This is a genomic window from Pseudogemmobacter humi, from assembly GCF_900609055.1.
GTDB lineage: Bacteria > Pseudomonadota > Alphaproteobacteria > Rhodobacterales > Rhodobacteraceae > Pseudogemmobacter > Pseudogemmobacter humi.
Window position 1 is genome coordinate 104,094 of record NZ_UXAW01000134.1, and the last position, 18,356, is coordinate 122,449.

Consider the following 18,356-nt stretch of genomic DNA (forward strand, 5'->3'; position numbering starts at 1 on the left):
CGCGATTCAGGCTCAGCGATTGCTGTCGATCCACCGGGACAGCAATTGCCGGTCGCGGAAGCATTCATCCGGGATGGCCCGTCGCCGAAGCCGCGCGAGCCTTTCGGCAAAGGCGACCTGCTTGGAGGTGGGTTGGCCATCGTCCAGAGGTTTCAGCCGCGACTGCGCCTCGATCCAGGTGCTGAGACTGCGGCGATCCTGTTGGACCTCCCAGGGCAGGAGGGTCTTGTTCCGGAGGGCGAGCGAGCGGGCATAGGCGATCTGGCGCGGTGTCACCGCCAAGGCATCAGGGACAGCTTCCATCGTGGATCTCCCTTGCTGGGTTGAGTCTGAATGTAGAACATATGGCGAACAAAATCAACCGGCGCCGGGGAGAGGCAGAGCGGGGCGGGAACTCAGCGAGCCGGGCGGCAGACAAGAGAGCGCCGCAGGGCTCGAGGTTTTCCCTTTCTGAGGAGTTCGATCCCATGAGCACTTTGACGTCTGTTGCGCGGGTGGCCGAAGAGCGCCGCCCCACCTTTTTACCTGAGCTGTTCGGCCCGACCCGGATGCTGGTTGCCGAGAACATGGTCTATGCCATGATGGATAGCCTCAGCCCGCTAGACTACGCTGGAGGCCATTGGGACTTCTATGAGCAGGGCGGGCGGCCGCTCTTCATGGTCCCTACCTCCAAAGCGCGCTACCGCACGGCCTGCAGCGGCAATGGCTGGCAGGGTGAGGTCTCGGCCGAAGCGGCGGGAATTATCGCAACCCTGTTCGCCTTCTCGCACCTCTCATTCCACCATGCCGCTGATCAACTGGTCGAGGGCTACGCGCGGCTCTATGAATTTGCGGGCGATCATCCCGAGGCTGCAGAGATTTTCCAGGCCATCGACTGAGCGCTTTCCGTATATTGCGGGCATGAACCCTATGCACCCTTCGACGCTTGCGTCGGAGGGTATTTCTCTTTGGCTGGCACCTGTCGCTCTCACTCAAGGCTTCTGCTGACCCTCAGGCATCGTCTGCTCTGTCATGATTTGGTTCTGATCACTTGCGCTAAGATGACCTCTGGTCAGCCCGGCCTTTCGACCTTGGACATCGGTTGGCGTTTTCCCCCGGTCGTTTGGGTGTGCATGGATCAGTTTTCCCTCATTCCGGCCTCTTTGATCGTAGGTTCCGTGGATCGGTGGCACGCTCTGATCGCGCTTCCTGCCCTGTCCCTCGTCCCGATCGAGCGCTTGGGCGGCAGGTGCCGATCCGGCGTCCCGGCCGTATCCAATCTGGTGCGTTGCCTTGCCCGTGGCGGCAGGTTTGTCGGGGAAGGGCGCGCACTGGCCTGTTTGCAGCCTGGGTGGTCATCGCCGGTGGTTGCCTGTTGGGTCTTCCTGCCGGTTCCTTCAGGATCGCCGCTGTCTCCTGTCTCTCTGGGGGTGACGGGACCGCTCGCATGCGTCCTCTGTGATGGGCTGATCTGGCCGAAGACCAGCGCGCGGGAGCGCGCCTCGACGGTTCGGCGCAACAGCGTCGTGGGACTTTCTTCCTCTAGGCTTCGCCCATTCCTCGCGCGGCAAGAAAGCCCTGCCTGTGCTGTCAGGGTCCCGGAGGGACTGCGCCGGCCGTCGTCCCCGGCCTGTCGATCGCCATCGAGGCCGCAATGGAGCGGGCCCGAACACGAGAGAATGGAGACAGACAATGGCGACCATCGGCACCTTCAAGAAGACCGGCAACGAATACACCGGCGAAATCGTCACCCTGAGCGTTCAGGCCAAGGGCGTGCGCATCGTCCCCGACCTGAAAGCCACTGGCGACAAGGCCCCGACGCACCGGATCCTGGTGGGCCGCGCGGAGATCGGCGCCGCCTGGTCGAAGCGCTCGAACGAGGGCCGGGACTATCTGGGCCTGAAGCTGGACGATCCGAGCTTCTCGCACCCGATCTACGCCAACCTCTTCGATGACGAGGACGGCGAGGGCTACAGCCTGATCTGGTCGCGCCCCAACGGCAACCGGGGGGACTGATCCCCCCACAAGGCCCCGGTCGAAAGGCCGGGGCCTTCACAATTTCTCGCCTTGGTAGGCTGCTTTGCGGGACAAAGCTGCCCTTTGCAGTAGCAGCAACAAAGTCAGCCGACTCGCAACCTAATGATCAGCCCGGGGCGGAAGCCCGAGCGTAACACTTGCGATGCCGTCCCGATGGGCCTTCGTGACAGTGATACCCATGGCCGTCGTCAACTGATCAACGATCGTCAGTCCAAGACCCATTCCCGCCGATCCCGTTCGCTTTGTGAAGGGAAGATCATGGAAGGCCCCGCCCTCTGCCGGATTGCGGATGACCAGCTGACCGGGGCGCAGCCGGATCAGCACTGGGCCGCTGCCGTGCTCCAGCGCATTTTCCAGCAGGTTGCGCAGGACGATGGCCAGGGCATCGGGATCGGCGGCCACATTCATCTGCTCGATGTCACCATCGTCGAAACGGATGGGGTGCGGCGCGCGAAATCCGGCCTCCTGCACCAGAAGGCGGATGATCTGAACGAGGTCCGAAGCCTCCCGACCAAGTCCCAGGCCGGCCTCGGACCGGGACAGTTGCAACAGACGCTCCACCCGGCGCGTCAGGCTGTCGAGAAGCGGCAGGGCCGCGCGCGCCGCCTCGTCGCGCGACAGATCAAGCTGCGCCCTGATCGCGGCCACTGGCGTGCGCAATTCATGCGAGGCATTGGCGATGAAATGCCGCTCGGCGCGGCGCAGATTGCCGATCCCGGTGATATAGCCGTTCAGCCCCTGGGCCAGCGGCTGCAATTCACGCGGCAGGCCAGATCGCTCCAGCGGGGTCAAATCCTGTGGATCGCGCTGGCGCAGGCTGTCACTTAAAGCGTCAAGCGGCGCAAAGCCGCGCCGGAAGCTGACACCCAGCCCCCAGATCAGCAGCGCCCCCATCGGCAGGATCAGGATCAGAAAGGCCGAGGCCGCCTCGAACATCTCTTCCCGGCGCCAGCTGTCTTTATGCGCCGCCTCGATCACCGTGCCCTCGGCTGTGCGGCGCAGGATGCGCCATCCGGCGACATGATGGAACCCATCCGCCGTCAGCCCGGGCCAGGGGGCATCGGGTTCCGGAGCGCCTTGGGGCAGGATGCGCAGCACCCTTTCGCCATTCCCCGGATCAATGCCAACTGCACGTGAAATGGCCGGGCCGGGCGTCGCATCAAGGTAGAGCACTGTGGTTTCGGCCAGCGACTGCAGCTCCTCGTCCAGCATTTCATTGATTTCATGGTCAAGAAACAGCGTCGCGAGCCCGATTGTCACCGCCCAGCTTGCCATGACCAGCAAAAGCACCCGCCGCGACAGGCGACGGCGGATCGACCAGTCCCCGCCCCGGGCGCGCGCCGGTCTCATTTCAGCACATAGCCCAAGCCGCGCCGCGTCTCGATCAGACCCTGTCCGATCTTCTGGCGCAGCCGCGAGATATAGACCTCGACCGCATTGCCCTCGATCTGTGCGTCAAAGGCGTAAAGCGCCTCTTCCAGCGCGGGTTTGGCCAGAACCCGGCCCCGCGCGCCAAGAAAGGCATCGAACAGCGCCCATTCGCGGGAGGTCAGCCTGATCTCCTCTCCGCCCTGCCAGACGCGGGCGGCATTGCGGTCCACCTCCAGCCCGGCGAAGCTTATGCGGGCCTGGGGCTGCCCCTGGCCGCGCCTTGCATGGGCGCGGATGCGGGCGGCCAGCTCTTGCAGATCATAGGGTTTGACCACGTAATCATCGGCCCCCGCATCCAGCCCCGCGATACGGTCGCGGATCTGGTCATAGGCCGTGGCCACGATCACCGGCACCCGGTCGCCCCGCGCCCGGGCTGCGCGCAAGACAGCCAGGCCAGAGCCGTCAGGCAGGCCAAGATCGAGAATGACACAGGCATATTCGCCAGTCAGCAGCGCGGCATCGGCCCCCGCGGCATCGGCCACATGATCCACCGCATGCCCCTCGCTGCGCAAAAAGCGCAGCACAGCATCGGCCAGATCGGGCATGTCTTCGACCAGAAGAAGGCGCATGCGCCCTTATATCCCGCGCCATGAGGCAAGGCGAGAAAATTGCAGGTCCGGCTCTGACTGTAAGCCAGGCGCAAGCCTCGGCAGGCAGAACCCCGACAGCGGCACCGCGCCGGGGTTTCAGAAAAGACAGGCATTATGCAGACAGAGAACCAAAAGAACCGGCTTTGGCGGCCGCAGCTTTCGCAGACGGGACTATCCCTTATCGTGGCCGCCTATGTGATGCTGGCGCTTAATCACGGGTTCTGGACCCGGCTTCTGGGCCAGTTTCCCCTGAATGACAGCCGCTCGTTGATCTTTGCGCTTGGTGTCTTTGCACTGACGGTCTTGCTTCTTGAGCTTTTCGGCCCGGCGCGGCTGCAAAAGCCGGTTGCGGCGGTGATGATCCTGATCACGGCCGGGGCGGGATATTACGAGCGCACTTTCGGGGTGCTGATCGATCGGGAAATGGTACGCAACATCTTTGAGACGACCTATGCGGAATCGAGCCAGTTGCTCACTTTGCGCATGGCGGCCTCGCTGCTGCTGAGCGGGGTCTTGCCTGCACTGCTTGTCTTCTGGCCGCAGGTGAAACGTGTCGGTGGCTGGCATCAGCTCTGGCGCTGGCCTCTTGGCGTGGGGCTCAGCCTTGCCGTGTTGGTCGGCGCGTTGTTCACCCATTACAAGGATTATTCGGCCATGCTGCGGGAGCGCCATGATCTCATGGGGGCCTATCAGCCCGGCGCATCGATGGTTGCGGCGGCCCGTTTCGCGCAGGAGCAGTGGAAAACCGGAGATCCGGTAGCAGTGGCCTATGGCCGTGATGCGGCTACCGGCCCCCACCTTGCCGCTGCGCCGCAGCCGGTGCTGATGGTGGTCTTTGTCGGCGAAACGGCGCGGGCGCAGAATTTCGGCTTGAACGGCTATGCGCGCGATACCACACCCGAGTTGGCCCGGCGCGATGTGATTGCCTTTACCGATACCAGCTCCTGCGGCACCTCGACCGCTGTTTCTGTGCCCTGTATGTTCTCGGGCCTGGGCAAAGCAGGTTACTCTCGCGAGGCGGCGTTGGGACGGGAAAATCTGCTGGACATCATGGCCCATGCCGGGCTGGAGATTGACTGGTGGGACAATAATGCCGGGGACCAGAACGTCGCCAGAAGGCTGGGCTGGAACCGCATTGATCAGTCCATTTCCCCCGAAGCCTGTGAGGGAGAATGCACCGATGAGGCCTTCCTGCCGGTGATCGAAAAGGCCGCGGCCAGCATCGACCGCAACACCGTGCTGGTGCTGCATATGATCGGCAGCCACGGGCCCGCCTATTACCTGCGCTATCCGAAGACGCGCGCCGTCTTTCAGCCCGATTGCCGCAGCTCACAATTCTCAGATTGCAGCACGGAAGAAATCGTCAATGCCTATGACAATACGATCCGCGAAACGGACCATGTCCTGGCGCAGGCGATTGATCTTCTGGCCGCCTCGGATCGGGTGATCCCTGCGATGGTCTATCTCTCTGATCACGGCGAATCCCTTGGCGAAAACGGTCTCTACCTGCACGCGGCCCCTTCCTTCATGGCCCCTGCCGAGCAAACCCGGGTGCCCTTCGTGATCTGGCTTGATCACCGCTTTTCCGAGACCATGGGCTTAGATTCAGATTGCCTGCGGAAGATCGCAGGCGCGCCCTCCAGCCATGACAATCTGTTCCCGACGCTGCTTGGTCTGATGGATGTGCAGACCAGCGTGCGCGACCCCGCGCTGGATCTGACCGCGACCTGCCGCAAAGGAGAGATGATGTGAGCTGTGACAGCGCAAATCTGGCCGATGCGACGGGCAGGCAAAAGCCCCTCGCGCGCGGCGGCCTCCTCCATATCCTCGATGCTGCAGGTTATTCCATGGCCGGTCTGCGGCGCCTGCTGCAGGAAGCCGCCGCCCGGCTGGAGCTTGCGGGCATCGCGCTTGGATGCCTTCTGTTTGGTATCTGCGGCGCCGATATGACCGACTGGATTGTCTTTGCTGGTCTTTCTGTCGCCGTTCTGGTGGTCGAGGCGCTAAACACCGCGCTGGAGGTGCTTACTGACCGTATCTCTCCCGAATGGTCCATCGAAGCAAAGCAGGCCAAGGACCTTGGTTCTGCAGCGGTAGCTCTGACGCTCATGGCAACATGTGGCTGGGTGGCCAAGGCCTCTTTCGGCTTGTGATCCAGGATACACTCAGGCACTGGCAGACGTCCCCGGTCTCCTGCGGAAAATGCCTCACTGGCACGGATTCTGTCACAGTATACGTTCAGGAACGGTTTCGCGGAATGCTGCTTTGCTGCATCGAACGCTGACCGAACGGCAGTCCAGGCTGCCTGCTTCGCTGCCCCTGCAAGGGCTACTACATGCTGCGACCTGTATGAATGTCGGTGATGGGCTCTTTACGACGAGGGGGCAGTGAGTTCCTCCTCTTGATCGGGGTCTTGAATTTGACGTCTCCCGGCATAGCCGGGACCGGGCTCAGGTCCTGGCGGACGGAAGCCAGCGTCGCCGTCTTCCCCCTTTCGGGCATAGATCCCTGACGCAGGGCCCGACTGAGGTGGGGGGCGCCGAGGGGTGAGCCGCGGCCACTGCGCGGAGGTTACGGGTCTGTCCGGTTCAGCGTGAGAGGTCGAGAGGGGGCCGGAACGGGCAGGTTCCGGACGGTTGAGAGAGAGCGCTGTCCGGGCCTGTCCAGTGCTCTGCTCTCCCGAGGATCTCCCCGATGAACGATCTGTCCCCCGCGGCCGCGGCGCAAGCGCCGGTCGCGCCCACTCCTGTTCCGGCCGCCCGCTGCATTCTCGCTGCGGCCGAGGCGCTTCTTCCGCATTTCGAACGCGGCCGGCGCATCGACAGCACGGTGCTGCGCAGCGCCATGGAGTCCGCATTCGGCGCATCTGACGCTTCCGGCCTCTGGGATTGGAAAAATGCCTATGAGGCCTGTGAAGTCGCCACGGTTCTGTTCTTGCGCAAATTCGGCAGCGCATTGCTCCGCAAAGCGGCTGCGCCCGAGGCGCGTCTCGCGGCGCTGACGAAGATCGCCGCCCTGCTGCCGAGCCATACAAGGCGTTCCGAGGAAAGCCAGGCGCTGCAGCAGTTCAGCACGCCCCTTCCGCTCGGGCTCGCAGCTGTCACCGCCGCGTCGATCACGCCCGCGGATCTGGTGCTGGAGCCCTCAGCCGGCACCGGCCTGATGGCAATCCTTGCCGGTATTGCTTGCCGCAGCCTCGCGCTGAACGAACTGGCCGAGACCCGCGCGGATCTTCTCTCCTCTCTCTTCCCGGCCTTGCCTGTCACCCGGTTCGATGCCGCCCAGATCCACGACCACCTCGATGCAGGAGTCGTGCCGTCCGTTGTCTTGATGAACCCGCCCTTCTCTGCGCTGGCCAATGTCACCACGCGCGTGGCAGATGCCGCTTTCCGCCATATCGCTTCCGCTCTGGCGCGACTCGCCCCTGGCGGGCGGCTGGTGACCATCACCGGTGCTGGGTTCGGCCCCGAAGCACCGGCCTGGCGCGATGCCTTCATCCGGCTGCAGGAGCATGGCCGCGTGGCCTTCACCGCCGCCGTGGATGGCGCGGTCTATGCGAAGCATGGCACCACGTTCGACACGCGGCTGATGGTGATCGACAAGATCCCGGCCGAAGATCCTTCCTCCTTCCCGGCCTCTTCTGGCATTGCGCCCGATGTTGCGACGCTGCTCAGGTGGATCGCTGCCCAAGTGCCGCCGCGCTGCGTGGTCGATCTGCCCCGGCCACCGGCACCGGCAGCACCGGCCGCCGCCCGTACGGTGCGCTCCTACCTTGCTCGGGCCGGTGCGACGAAGTCTCCTCGGGTTACATTGACAACTTCCAATGCCGTCGAGCTCGCCTATGACACGCTGGACTGGACGCCGCCTGAAGCCGCGCGGCTCTCGGACGCGATCTATGAAGAATATGCCCTGCAGGCGATCCGTATTCCCGGCGCGGCCCCACATCCGACCAAACTCGTGCAATCCGCCGCCATGGCCTCGGTTGCGCCGCCCCACCCCTCCTACCGGCCCCTGCTTCCCGCTGACATCTGTACCCGCCTCTCAGATGCGCAGCTCGAGACGGTGATTTATGCCGGCGAAGCGCATAGCGACCACCTCGCTGGCTCTTGGACGCTGGATGAGACCATGGACACGGTCAGCGCTGCCGGAGCGGATGCGGCTGGCGCTGTCCGCTTCCGGCGCGGCTTTATGCTGGGCGATGGCACCGGCGCGGGCAAGGGGCGGCAATCAGCCGGGATCATTCTCGACAACTGGCTGCGCGGGCGGCGCAAGGCGCTCTGGATCTCCAAGTCCGACAAGCTGATCGAGGATGCGCAGCGCGACTGGTCCGCACTCGGGCAGGAGAAGCTGCTGATCACGCCGCTCTCGCGCTTTGCTCAAGGCAAGGCGATCACCCTGTCGGAAGGCATTCTCTTCACCACCTATGCAACACTGCGATCGGATGACCGCGGCGAAAAGGTCTCGCGGGTGCGCCAGATCGTGGATTGGCTCGGGTCGGATTTCGACGGGGTGATCATTTTCGATGAAAGCCATGCGATGCAGAATGCCGCCGGTGGCAAGGGCGAGCGCGGCGATGTCGCAGCTTCGCAGCAGGGCAGGGCGGGCCTGCGCCTGCAGCACGCGCTGCCCGATGCGCGCGTGGTCTATGTATCCGCGACCGGGGCGACGACGGTGCACAACCTCGCCTATGCGCAGCGCCTTGGCCTCTGGGGCGGAGAAGATTTCCCGTTTGCCACCCGGGCCGAGTTCGTCGAGGCGATCGAGGCCGGCGGCGTGGCAGCGATGGAGGTCCTGGCGCGCGATCTGCGCTCCCTCGGCCTTTATACCGCGCGGTCGCTCTCCTATGACGGCGTCGAATACGAGCTGATCGAGCACCAGCTGACCGCAGAACAGCGCCGGATCTATGATTCCTATGCCGGGGCCTTTGCGGTCATCCACAACAACCTCGATGCGGCAATGGAGGCGGCCAACATCACCGGTTCCGACGGAACGCTGAACCGTCAGGCCAAATCGGCGGCGCGCTCGGCCTTCGAGAGCACGAAACAGCGCTTTTTCGGCCATCTGCTCACCTCGATGAAAACGCCGACCCTGCTACGCTCGATCATCGAGGATCTGGAAGCGGGCCATGCGGCCGTCATCCAGATCGTCTCGACCGGCGAGGCGCTGATGGAACGGCGGCTGGCGGAGATCCCCGCCGAGGAGTGGAATGATCTGAACACGGACCTGTCTCCGCGCGAGTATGTCATGAGCTACCTGCAGCATTCCTTCCCGGTGCAGCTCTATGAGCCGTTCAGCGATGGTGAGGGCAATGTCAGCTCGCGGCCGGTGTTCCGCGATGGCCAGCCCGTCGAGAGCCGCGAGGCCGTCATCCGGCGCGATGCCATGATCGAACATCTGGCGGGTCTGCCGCCGGTGCCGGGGGCGCTCGATCAGATCGTCCAGCATTTTGGCACCGAGATGGTAGCCGAAGTCACTGGCCGGTCGCGCCGGATCGTCCGCAAGGGCGAGGGACCAGCGGCGCGGCTCGCCGTCGAGAACCGCGCACCCTCGGCCAATCTCGCCGAGACTCAGGCCTTCATGGACGACTGCAAGCGCATCCTCGTCTTCTCGGATGCTGGCGGCACCGGGCGCAGCTATCACGCCGAACTCTCGGCGCGGAATCAGCGCCTGCGCGTGCATTATCTGCTGGAGCCGGGCTGGAAGGCCGATGCTGCCATTCAGGGTCTCGGCCGCACCAATCGCACCAACCAGGCGCAGCCGCCTCTATTCCGGCCAATTGCCACGGATGTGAAGGCTGAGAAGCGGTTTCTCAGCACCATCGCGCGCCGCCTCGACACGCTGGGGGCGATCACCCGCGGGCAGCGCCAGACCGGCGGGCAGGGACTGTTCTGCCCCGAAGACAATCTGGAAAGCCCCTATGCCCGGGCTGCCCTACGCCAGCTCTACCTCCTGTTGGTCCGCGGCAAGGTCGATGGTTGTTCGCTGGAGCGGTTTGAATCCGCCACCGGCCTGAAGCTGATGGACAGCAATGGCATCAAAGATGAGCTGCCGCCGATCACCACCTTTCTCAACCGCCTGCTGGCGCTGACCATCGAGCTGCAAGGCATCCTCTTCACCGCTTTCGAGCAGCTGCTGGAGGCCAAGGTCGAGGGGGCGATCGCGGCGGGGATCTATGATCTGGGTCTCGAGACGCTGAAGGCCGAAAGCTTCACCGTTACCGACCGGCAGGTGATCTACTCCCATCCCGGCACCGGGGCCGAGACGAGGCTTCTGACCATCACCGAGCGGCGGCGCAATACGCCCCTGCTGCTCGATGCCGCCCTCGACGAGTTGGATGATCCGCGCGCGGTCCTGCTGGTGAACAGCCGATCCGGCCGGGCGGCCGTGCAGGTGCCGACCACCTCGATCATGCTTGACGATGGCGAGATAGAACGTCGTGTGCGCTTGATCCGGCCGATGGAAGCCTTCAGCATGTCCGTCAGGATGATGAGTGACACGCTTTGGGTTGAGACTGACAGTAAGACCTTCGCGGCCGCATGGCGGGCCGAGGTCGCCGATGTGCCGGAGTTCTCGGATGCCACGCTGCATGTGGTTTCGGGGTTGCTGCTGCCGGTATGGAAGCGCCTGCCGCAAGATGAGACCCGCGTCTATCGCCTGCAGACCGATGACGGCGAGCGCATCATCGGCCGCCGGGTCTCGCCCGCCTGGGCCACGAACGCCACCGCAAGCGGAGCGTCCAGCCTGACCCCGGATCAGGCCTACGCCGCATTGCTCGACGGGCGGACCGTCCTCGATCTTGCCGAGGGCCTGCAACTGCGTCGCTCGCGGGTGATGGGCGCGAACCGGATCGAACTGACCGGCTTCTCGGAAGCGATGCGCGAGCGGCTGCGGGCTTGGGGGCTCTTCAGCGAGATCATCTCCTGGAAGCTGCGCTTCTTCGTGCCGGTGGGTGCAAATGGCACCGACATCCTCGGCAAACTGTTCGCGGTCTATCCGATCAGCCGTATCACCGAGCGGGAGGCGGCATGATGACCTATCCTGCCAACGCTTTCCGCAGCGCCTCGGTGACGAAGGCGCTCTTGTTGCCGACTTCGTTCAGCTTTGCGGCGATGTCGGCGTCGATCATCAGGTTCATCCGAACCTTCTTCTCGCCCGGCAATAGTGCCGGGCGTCCACGCCGAGCGGTGGCGAAGAAGCTGTCGCCGAGATCGCCGACCTCGCCATCGCTATCGATCAGCGGCCTATCCTTGTTCATAGCGCTTCCTTTCCCTTGTGTTGGCCTTGCGCAGGCTGATCACCCGCAGCGCCTTGCCGCGGACGCACCAGGCCACCACGCAAAGCCGGACATGGATCGGGACGAGGCTGACAAAGCGGCGCTCGCCGTATCCCTCCCGCAGATCCTCGGCGGTCAGGGCGTCATCCCAACGCGCCGCGGCAACATCGGCAAAGTCGAGGCCCCGTTCCTGCAGGGTGCGCGCGCGTTTGTCTTCGTCCCAGTCCAGATCCATGCGCTCAAGATAGGGCAACGTGCCTCACGGCACAATAAAAGTGTGTATAGTTATTTTCGGCAGGAGGTGTCGTGATGGCTCGCATCGATGCCGCCGATCTGTCGCACCGTCTTGGCCAACAGGCCGAGGCGGTGTGTCGGCACTATCTGTCGAATGGCCGCAAACAGGGCAATTACTGGCAGGTCGGCGATGTGCGCAATGAACCGGGGCGGTCGATGTTCGTCCGCCTGACGGGCCCGGCGTCGGGCAAAGGTGCTGCTGGAAAGTGGACCGATAGCGCTACGGCCGAGCACGGTGATCTGCTCGATGTGATCCGCGAGAGCCTTGGCCTAAGCGACTTCGCCGATGTGGCCGAGGAAGCCCGGCGGTTCCTCAGCCTGCCACAGCTGGAACCGGCACCGGAGCCGAAGAGGCTCAGATCGGCACCAGCTCCTTCTGGATCACCTGACCGTGCAGAACGGCTCTGGCGCATGTCGAGGTCCCTCCGGGGCACGCTGGCCGGCAGCTATCTGCGCCAGCGTGGCCTGACGGATCTGCGTGACACGGACAGCCTTCGCTTCCACCCTGACTGCTACTACCGTCCGGAGGGCGAGGGTCCGACCGAGACCTGGCCCGCGCTGATCGGCAAGATCACCGACCTCGAGGGCAAGCTCACCGGTGTCCACCGCACCTGGCTCACCCGCGATGGCAGCGGGAAAGCGCCTCTCGATCCGCCGCGCAAGGCGATGGGAGATCTGCTCGGCAACGCGGTCCGGTTTGGTCAGGCGCAAGATGTCATGGCGGCAGGAGAGGGCATCGAAACCGTGCTCTCGCTGCGTCAGATCTTGCCAAAGATGCCGATGGTCGCGGCTCTCTCGGCGGGACATCTCGCAGCCATCCTCTTCCCGGCAGATCTGCGCAGGCTCTATATCATCCGCGACAATGATCCCGCTGGCGACGGGGCGCGGGACAGTCTGATCGCCCGGGCGCACGAGGTCGGGATCGAGGCGATTACGCTCTCGCCCATGCTGGGAGATTTCAACGACGATCTCATGGGACCGGGTCTGGAGGCACTTCGGGCGCAGCTCCGGGGTCAAGTCGCCGCTGAGGACGTCAGCCGCTTCATGGCCCTTCGCTGATCCGCCGGGAACGGGGAGGGTGATCGGGCAGGCGTGCTCCTGCCCGGGCAGACCGGGGAAGCAACCCCCTTCGGCAAGAGGACCGCGCCGAGGCCTTCTCAGAGGGCGAGCGGCCCACAAACGCTCCGGCCCGGCAATGGCGGCGCCCGACTGATTTCCGTCGGCGGGGCAAGCCCCGCCTTTACATCGCGAAGCAAATCAGCCGGGCTTTGCCATCAAGGCCCGCGGGTGCGCGGGCTGCCCGGCCGGAGCGCCCGTGGGCTTGTCGTCGCCAGAAGGCCGCGACGGTCGCGGTCCAAGCCGAAGGATGCATCCCATGTATGCCCAGGACACATTCGAGCCCGATCACACCATCTCCCCGACTGGCCATATCATCGAAGACATGCAGCTCAATGGCTATCGTCCGGCCGAGGGCGAGGCAGATCCCCGGCCCACGCCCGAAGACCAGGCCATCCAGACCGCGGTCTCTGACATCTTCGACGCCCTGATCTCCACCATGGCCGATACCAGCCTCGATTTCGACCTCGACGAGATCCTCTGGTCGACCGTCAACACCTTCCACCGCGCCGCCGAGCGGATCGAGCGCAAACTGGATGACAACGAGCAGGCGCAGAAACGCCTCCAGCGCGAACAGGATGGCAGCGAGGTCAAATCCGTCCAGCTTGAGAGCCTGATCGGCATCGGTGGCAATCTGATCGAGCGCCGCGAGAGCCTGGAACTCTTCCGCGAAACCGCCGCTGACATCTTCTTGCGCGTGACCGGCACCCATTGGGCCCCGCGTTCGGGCTCACGAACCAATCATCGCCATCTGACCGCAGCGATGATCGACAGCCGCGATTTCCTCGCCGCCAAAAAGATCGCGGAGACCGAGATGCTGGTCCCGCCGGGGCCGAAGGTTGCATTCTCCGGCGGGGATACCACCGATCACCGCACGATCTGGGACCGTCTCGATCAGATCCACGCCAAACACCCGGACATGGTCCTGATGCATGGTGGCAGCCCGAAGGGCGCCGAGCGCATTGCCGCCACCTGGGCCAGTAACCGCAAGGTGCCGCAGGTTGCTTTCAAGCCGGACTGGACCAAACACGCCAAGGCCGCGCCCTTCAAACGCAATGACCAGATGCTCGACTGCCTGCCGATCGGCGTCATCATCTTCCCCGGCACCGGCATCCAGGAAAACCTCGCCGACAAGGCCGGCAAGATGGGCATCCCGGTCTACCGCATGGCGAAGGGTGGCGCGTGAGCGCCACCCCAATCTGTCCACAATCTCAGCACGGTGCTTCCAGATTTTTGAAAATTCCGCCGGAAACGGCGGCGACCGTGAACCGGGTCTGTGGAAACCATAAACCTTGTCCAGATCTCGCTATACCCGCTAGGCAGCAAGTGTTTCGCACCCATTTCGCTAACGAAAGATCAACTGCTGCTCTACTCCCGCGAGCAGCCTCCATGCGCCGACAGTCAGATCCTCGGGCAAGTGTAATTGCCCCAATCTTTCGCGATGTAGCGCCTCAACATGGTTCCCGCAGGCTGCAAACATGCGGCGCACCTGATGGTATCGTCCCTCGGTAATCGTCAGATATGCTTCGGTCGGTGAGACGACCTTCAGCACTGCGGGGTCCAGCGGTTTCGTCTCACCCTTCAGCATCAGGGTACCAGAGGCGAACAGCTCCACCTCATCCCCATTCAGGGGGCGGGAAAGGGTCACGCGATAGGTCTTGCTGACCTTCCGTTTCGGGCTTGTGACGCGGTGCAGGAACTTGCCGTCGTCGGTCAGCAGCATCAGGCCAGAGGTTTCCTTGTCGAGCCTGCCGACCGTCGAAATCGCCGGATCCCGCCGCCGCCAGCGGGTCGGGAGCAGATCGTAAACCAGTGGCCCGGCATCGCAGTGCGAACATGTCACACCGGCGGGCGTGTTCAGGAGGATCACCAGTCCTGAAACGGGATCAAGCTGTTCCCCGCCCACGGTCATGCGCCTGGGCAGCTCCGCCGTGACCGTAATACGCCGCGTCATGTCATTGACCTTCTCGCCGTCCAATATGATGCGGCCCGCTTGCGCCAGCCCGCCGATCTCGCGGCGCGATCCATAGCCCATCGAGGACAGCAACTTGTCGATACGGGCGTTTACCGCTTTCGACATGAGGTAGCCCTCCGATCTGGTTGGATGGTGGGTGGGATGCGGTTCGTCATGCCGTCCCCTCAACCAATGGCTTCAGGCTTATGCCCTTCTCACGCAGGGCGGCGTCGATCCGGCTGAATACCTCGTTGCGGCAGGCCATCTCGCGGTCATGCTGGGGAACCCAGTATTTCACGCGATAGGTGATGCCCTGAGGCGCGAACATAGCCACCTGTACTTCAGGCGATTTGCCGGTGGCGATGGTCTCCGCGCCGACAAGCGCTTCCGTTATCAGTATCCGCGCCTCTGCGACTGGAAGCGTGGCCGGGAGTGTCAGTTCGGCATGGTCGCGATACTCTGGCCGAGGGGCGCTGTAGTTTGTGATCCTCTGGCGGGAAATCTGGCTGTTGGGCAGGATCACATGGGTGCTGTCGCGGGTAATCAGCCTTGTGCTGCGCCAGCCGATCTCCTGCACACGCCCTTGTGCCAGCCCATCGATCGCAACCCAGTCGCCGATGCGGAACGGTGCCTCGAGCCCAAGCGCGAGGCCCGAGAATGTGTCGGCGACCACATTGCGAATGGCAAATCCCAGCACCGCCAGAACGAGGCCGGAGCCGGTCAGGATCCCCGACAGGTCCTGGCGGAAAAACAACGACAGGCTGGCGAGCGTGGCGGCGGCAAAGAGGGCTACGCGCAACAGGTCCAGCGCGACTTTCGGCACGGGGCGTCGGCCCTTCCGTCGTCGTGTCAGACGCGCGGACGAAATGGCATGCAGAAGATGTGCGCCAAGGAACAATACGCCCGAAAGCGCGGTGTTGCGCAACGGCTCCCACCATGCCGCGCCACCCTCGACCATGGCAGGCAGGTCTTCGCCGAAAAGCGCGAACAACAGCAGTGCCAGCAATGCTCCGATCTGATGTTTAGGGATGTCGGGCCAGATCATTCGCCGTCTCGGTGCATCGGCCGCCTGCGCATCTCTGGTTTGGGGCGCGTTCGCGTCTGATCCAGAGGCATGCGCGAAAACGGATTCAGGCAGATCGGGCAGCGGTGTGCTGCGGCGCGTGGGACTTCCTCGCCGCAGGCATGGCACTGGGCGGGCAAGAGATTGCGATACATGGGACTATCCTTTTGGCGGGACATTGAAACAGGGCATCCTCCCCGGTCCCTGTCGCCCGCCGAAAGGCAGGGGCTAACAGGGCCGGGGCGGAACATGCGCCTGTTCGGCGCGCAGGATCGCTGGCATGGGACGTGACCCGTTCATGGAGAAACCTTCATCAGGCGGCACCGCGAGGCAGAGCCTGAGTGTGATATGGATCTTTATAAAAATATTTCAATAGGTTGGCTTCTGTCGTGTCCGCGACGTTCGGCCTTCTGCCGGAGAGGGTTTTCGGGGCGAAAAGATCGCGAGCCAGCAACAACAGCGGCTTTCTCCGGCAGCGTTGCCTGTTTCACCGTGATCGGTTTGTCGTAAAAGACGGCAGGATGATTTTTCTCGACAGGGGGCTCAGCATGACGATTGCACTTTGGCATAGCGATGAAGACCTTGATCGGCTCGATGCGGTGCTTTCGGCACTGCCCGAAGACAACGATCCGATGATCCTTGCCGAATTCGATGGCTTTTGTGCGGGTCTCATCACTTGTCCGGAAATGATTTCGCCGTCTGTCTGGCTTGCCAAGGTCTGGGGGACTGGCGGCCCGCCGGAGTTCGACAGCGCCGAAGAGCTTCAGGCGTCTCTCGATCTCATCATGGCGCATTACAACCGCGTCGCCGGAATGCTGATGATCCCGGGGGAATATTTCCCTGTTCTCGACGAGGATCAGCGCAACGGGGATATCATCTGGGAGTTCTGGATGATGGGTTTCGTCGCGGCGATGCGACTGCGGCCTGACGCCTGGGATCTGATCGAGGACAGCAAGGACCGGCGGGCGAAGAAGGCGCTGGATCTCGTCGACAAACTCTCGCGTATCTCGACCGGGTTCGCTGAAGGAAAAGGCTGGAAGGCTACAAAAATGTCGCGCGAGGCCCATGATCTGATCCCCGATATGGTTGAGGATCTGAACGCCTTCGCCAAGGCGCATACGGCGAAATCCATGCCCGGTCTGCCACTGGCCGCCAATCTGGCTGCTGAGCCCTCAGCGGCACCGAAGCCCGGTCGCAACGATGCGTGCAGCTGTGGCTCCGGGCGCAAGTACAAGAAATGCTGCGGCGCTGTTCACTGACCTCAGCCTTGAGGGAACAGGATCGCGTCAACGTCCATCGCGCCGTTCAGGACGTGCAGCACTGTCACCTTATCCCCGCGGATCTGGTAGAAAATCAGGTAGCGCCCGTGCACGCGGCGCCGGATGCCTTGTGTCTCATATCGTGGGATGACCGGCCAGGCCTCGGGGAAGTCGGCCATATCCATGCAGCTGCGCCCGAGCTCGCGGACAAAGCTGACCGCGCGGGCGGGATTGTCCCGTGCGATGTAGTCGCCGATGGCTTCCAGATCCGCTTCGGCCTCGGCGGTGATCTCGACGATCATTTCGCCGGTTCGCCCATCGCCTGATACTTGGCCTCAAGCCGCGCGAAGACGTCGCCGGCCGGTTTGAACCGCCCGGCATCAGCATCTGCAAGCCCCCTGGCCAGGGCCTGATCCAGGACAGCAAGGCGGGCTTCTCGTTCCTGGATCAAGCGGATGCCTTCTCGCAGAACCTCGCTCTTGGAATTGTAGCGGCCGGTTTCGACCAGCTTTGCCACGAAGCTCTCCAGCTGTGTTCCCAGATCGGCACTGATCATCATGGCCTCCGCTACTGCTGGTTTCACAATGCCACGCTTGATAACTGTTATCAATCCTTGCGGCGTCCATGGCGCGGCCTTCCTGCCTATCGCCGGGATGGTTGTCGGTCGGATTTCCCCGTCGTCATGAGCGCACAGGGATCAGCCTTTCCCTCTTTCCGGCCTCTTCGACCGTGGGTTCTGCGGATCAGTGGCACGCTCTGATCGCGCTTCCGGCCCTGTCCCTTTTCCCGGTCGAGCGTTTGGGCGACAGGTGCCGATCCGGTGGCCCGCCCAGTATCCGGTCTGATGCGGTGCGGTGCCCGCGACTGCAGGTCAGCGGGGAAGGGCGCAAGCCCGCCTTTTCGCGGCCCGGGTGAACATCGTCGGAGGTTGCCTGTCGGGTCTTCCTGCCGGTTCCTACCGGATCGCCGCTGTCTCCTGTCTCTATGGGAGTGACGGGACCGCTCGCATGCGTCCTCTGTGATGGGCTGATCTGGCCGAAGACCAGCGCGCGGGTGCGCGCTTCGACGTCTCGGCGCAACAGCGTCGTTGAGCTTTCTTCCCCTGCCGGCGGTGCCGTCATTCCTCGCGGAAGACAAGAAAGCCCTGCCTGTGCTGTCAGGGTCCCGGAGGGACTGCGCCGGCCGTCGTCCCCGGCCTCTAGATCGCCATCGAGGCCGCAATGGAGCGGGCCCGAACACGAGAGAATGGAGACAGGCAATGGCGACCATCGGCACCTTCAAGAAGACCGGCAACGAATACACCGGCGAAATCGTCACCCTGAGCGTTCAGGCCAAGGGCGTGCGCATCGTCCCCGACCTG

Annotated in this window: 17 protein-coding genes; 8 read left to right on the forward strand and 9 right to left on the reverse strand. The window is 63.6% G+C overall.

What is annotated here, in order from left to right; genetic code table 11:
• Positions 1-12: 12 nt before the first annotated feature.
• Positions 13-303, reverse strand: a complete 291-nt coding sequence (locus XINFAN_RS20805; RefSeq protein ID WP_124088759.1) for a hypothetical protein — start codon at positions 301-303, stop codon at positions 13-15.
• Between the two features lie 164 nt (positions 304-467).
• On the opposite strand from XINFAN_RS20805, the gene XINFAN_RS20810 reads away from it, so the two are divergent.
• Both XINFAN_RS20810 and XINFAN_RS20815 read left to right on the forward strand, forming a co-directional pair.
• A complete protein-coding gene (locus XINFAN_RS20810) occupies positions 468-878 on the forward strand; it encodes an antirestriction protein (protein ID WP_124088760.1) in 411 nt (136 codons plus the stop codon).
• 793 nt (positions 879-1,671) lie between these two features.
• A complete protein-coding gene (locus XINFAN_RS20815) occupies positions 1,672-1,995 on the forward strand; it encodes a DUF736 domain-containing protein (RefSeq protein WP_124088761.1) in 324 nt (107 codons plus the stop codon).
• 120 nt (positions 1,996-2,115) lie between these two features.
• Here XINFAN_RS20815 and XINFAN_RS20820 read toward each other — a convergent pair whose 3' ends face one another.
• Positions 2,116-3,366 carry a sensor histidine kinase gene (locus tag XINFAN_RS20820; RefSeq protein WP_124088762.1) on the reverse strand — a complete coding sequence of 417 codons (1,251 nt, stop codon included), beginning with the start codon at positions 3,364-3,366 and terminating at the stop codon, positions 2,116-2,118.
• On the reverse strand, positions 3,363-4,016 hold the full coding sequence (locus XINFAN_RS20825) for a response regulator transcription factor (protein WP_124088763.1): 654 nt from the start codon (positions 4,014-4,016) through the stop codon (positions 3,363-3,365). Before XINFAN_RS20825 ends, XINFAN_RS20820 begins: the two co-directional genes overlap by 4 nt.
• A gap of 135 nt (positions 4,017-4,151) precedes the next feature.
• Here XINFAN_RS20825 and XINFAN_RS20830 point away from each other — a divergent pair, with 135 nt between their 5' ends.
• The 3 genes from XINFAN_RS20830 (at position 4,152) to XINFAN_RS20840 (ending at position 11,066) form a co-directional block, all read left to right on the forward strand.
• Positions 4,152-5,789 (forward strand): phosphoethanolamine transferase, encoded by a 1,638-nt coding sequence (locus XINFAN_RS20830; RefSeq protein ID WP_124088764.1) that lies wholly within the window; start codon positions 4,152-4,154, stop codon positions 5,787-5,789.
• Positions 5,786-6,190, forward strand: coding sequence for a diacylglycerol kinase (locus XINFAN_RS20835; protein WP_233352451.1), 405 nt, complete (start codon positions 5,786-5,788; stop codon positions 6,188-6,190). Before XINFAN_RS20830 ends, XINFAN_RS20835 begins: the two co-directional genes overlap by 4 nt.
• Before the next feature lie 541 nt (positions 6,191-6,731).
• On the forward strand, positions 6,732-11,066 hold the full coding sequence (locus tag XINFAN_RS20840; protein WP_124088765.1) for a strawberry notch family protein: 4,335 nt from the start codon (positions 6,732-6,734) through the stop codon (positions 11,064-11,066).
• 4 nt (positions 11,067-11,070) lie between these two features.
• On the opposite strand, the gene XINFAN_RS20845 is transcribed toward XINFAN_RS20840, so the two are convergent.
• Both XINFAN_RS20845 and XINFAN_RS20850 read right to left on the reverse strand, forming a co-directional pair.
• Positions 11,071-11,292, reverse strand: coding sequence for a hypothetical protein (locus tag XINFAN_RS20845; protein WP_020952624.1), 222 nt, complete (start codon positions 11,290-11,292; stop codon positions 11,071-11,073).
• Positions 11,279-11,563 (reverse strand): BrnT family toxin, encoded by a 285-nt coding sequence (locus XINFAN_RS20850; RefSeq protein WP_233352453.1) that lies wholly within the window; start codon positions 11,561-11,563, stop codon positions 11,279-11,281. Before XINFAN_RS20850 ends, XINFAN_RS20845 begins: the two co-directional genes overlap by 14 nt.
• Positions 11,564-11,619: 56 nt before the next feature.
• Here XINFAN_RS20850 and XINFAN_RS20855 point away from each other — a divergent pair, with 56 nt between their 5' ends.
• Both XINFAN_RS20855 and XINFAN_RS20860 read left to right on the forward strand, forming a co-directional pair.
• Positions 11,620-12,663, forward strand: a complete 1,044-nt coding sequence (locus XINFAN_RS20855) for a DUF7146 domain-containing protein (protein WP_124088766.1) — start codon at positions 11,620-11,622, stop codon at positions 12,661-12,663.
• Positions 12,664-12,979: 316 nt separating this feature from the next.
• Entirely contained in the window at positions 12,980-13,906 is a 927-nt protein-coding gene (locus XINFAN_RS20860; RefSeq protein ID WP_124088767.1) for a DUF2493 domain-containing protein, read from the forward strand.
• A 159-nt stretch (positions 13,907-14,065) separates the two neighbouring features.
• Here the strand turns inward: XINFAN_RS20860 and XINFAN_RS20865 are convergent, their stop codons facing one another.
• Together XINFAN_RS20865 and XINFAN_RS20870 are read right to left on the reverse strand one after the other, a co-directional pair.
• Positions 14,066-14,800: a pseudouridine synthase gene (locus tag XINFAN_RS20865; RefSeq protein ID WP_124088768.1), complete on the reverse strand. Its 735-nt coding sequence runs from the start codon at positions 14,798-14,800 to the stop codon at positions 14,066-14,068.
• Positions 14,801-14,846: 46 nt separating this feature from the next.
• Positions 14,847-15,719 carry a mechanosensitive ion channel family protein gene (locus XINFAN_RS20870; RefSeq protein ID WP_124088769.1) on the reverse strand — a complete coding sequence of 291 codons (873 nt, stop codon included), beginning with the start codon at positions 15,717-15,719 and terminating at the stop codon, positions 14,847-14,849.
• A gap of 539 nt (positions 15,720-16,258) precedes the next feature.
• On the opposite strand from XINFAN_RS20870, the gene XINFAN_RS20875 reads away from it, so the two are divergent.
• Complete coding sequence (locus tag XINFAN_RS20875) at positions 16,259-16,996, forward strand: YecA/YgfB family protein (RefSeq protein WP_124088770.1); 738 nt, start codon at positions 16,259-16,261, stop codon at positions 16,994-16,996.
• A 2-nt stretch (positions 16,997-16,998) separates the two neighbouring features.
• On the opposite strand, the gene XINFAN_RS20880 is transcribed toward XINFAN_RS20875, so the two are convergent.
• Together XINFAN_RS20880 and XINFAN_RS20885 are read right to left on the reverse strand one after the other, a co-directional pair.
• Positions 16,999-17,298: a type II toxin-antitoxin system RelE/ParE family toxin gene (locus XINFAN_RS20880; RefSeq protein WP_124088771.1), complete on the reverse strand. Its 300-nt coding sequence runs from the start codon at positions 17,296-17,298 to the stop codon at positions 16,999-17,001.
• On the reverse strand, positions 17,295-17,552 hold the full coding sequence (locus XINFAN_RS20885; protein ID WP_124088772.1) for a type II toxin-antitoxin system ParD family antitoxin: 258 nt from the start codon (positions 17,550-17,552) through the stop codon (positions 17,295-17,297). The genes XINFAN_RS20880 and XINFAN_RS20885 overlap by 4 nt, the downstream gene beginning before the upstream one ends.
• Positions 17,553-18,356 lie beyond the last annotated feature (804 nt).

What these genes read in the sequence shown, in the direction of transcription:
- XINFAN_RS20805 (WP_124088759.1), bottom strand. Translation starts at nt 303, where the DNA reads ATGGAAGCTGTCCCTGATGCCTTGGCGGTGACACCGCGCCAGATCGCC.
- XINFAN_RS20810 (WP_124088760.1), top strand. Translation starts at nt 468, where the DNA reads ATGAGCACTTTGACGTCTGTTGCGCGGGTGGCCGAAGAGCGCCGCCCC.
- XINFAN_RS20815 (WP_124088761.1), top strand. Translation starts at nt 1,672, where the DNA reads ATGGCGACCATCGGCACCTTCAAGAAGACCGGCAACGAATACACCGGC.
- XINFAN_RS20820 (WP_124088762.1), bottom strand. Translation starts at nt 3,366, where the DNA reads ATGAGACCGGCGCGCGCCCGGGGCGGGGACTGGTCGATCCGCCGTCGC.
- XINFAN_RS20825 (WP_124088763.1), bottom strand. Translation starts at nt 4,016, where the DNA reads ATGCGCCTTCTTCTGGTCGAAGACATGCCCGATCTGGCCGATGCTGTG.
- XINFAN_RS20830 (WP_124088764.1), top strand. Translation starts at nt 4,152, where the DNA reads ATGCAGACAGAGAACCAAAAGAACCGGCTTTGGCGGCCGCAGCTTTCG.
- XINFAN_RS20840 (WP_124088765.1), top strand. Translation starts at nt 6,732, where the DNA reads ATGAACGATCTGTCCCCCGCGGCCGCGGCGCAAGCGCCGGTCGCGCCC.
- XINFAN_RS20845 (WP_020952624.1), bottom strand. Translation starts at nt 11,292, where the DNA reads ATGAACAAGGATAGGCCGCTGATCGATAGCGATGGCGAGGTCGGCGAT.
- XINFAN_RS20855 (WP_124088766.1), top strand. Translation starts at nt 11,620, where the DNA reads ATGGCTCGCATCGATGCCGCCGATCTGTCGCACCGTCTTGGCCAACAG.
- XINFAN_RS20860 (WP_124088767.1), top strand. Translation starts at nt 12,980, where the DNA reads ATGTATGCCCAGGACACATTCGAGCCCGATCACACCATCTCCCCGACT.
- XINFAN_RS20865 (WP_124088768.1), bottom strand. Translation starts at nt 14,800, where the DNA reads ATGTCGAAAGCGGTAAACGCCCGTATCGACAAGTTGCTGTCCTCGATG.
- XINFAN_RS20870 (WP_124088769.1), bottom strand. Translation starts at nt 15,719, where the DNA reads ATGATCTGGCCCGACATCCCTAAACATCAGATCGGAGCATTGCTGGCA.
- XINFAN_RS20875 (WP_124088770.1), top strand. Translation starts at nt 16,259, where the DNA reads ATGATTTTTCTCGACAGGGGGCTCAGCATGACGATTGCACTTTGGCAT.
- XINFAN_RS20880 (WP_124088771.1), bottom strand. Translation starts at nt 17,298, where the DNA reads ATGATCGTCGAGATCACCGCCGAGGCCGAAGCGGATCTGGAAGCCATC.
- XINFAN_RS20885 (WP_124088772.1), bottom strand. Translation starts at nt 17,552, where the DNA reads ATGATCAGTGCCGATCTGGGAACACAGCTGGAGAGCTTCGTGGCAAAG.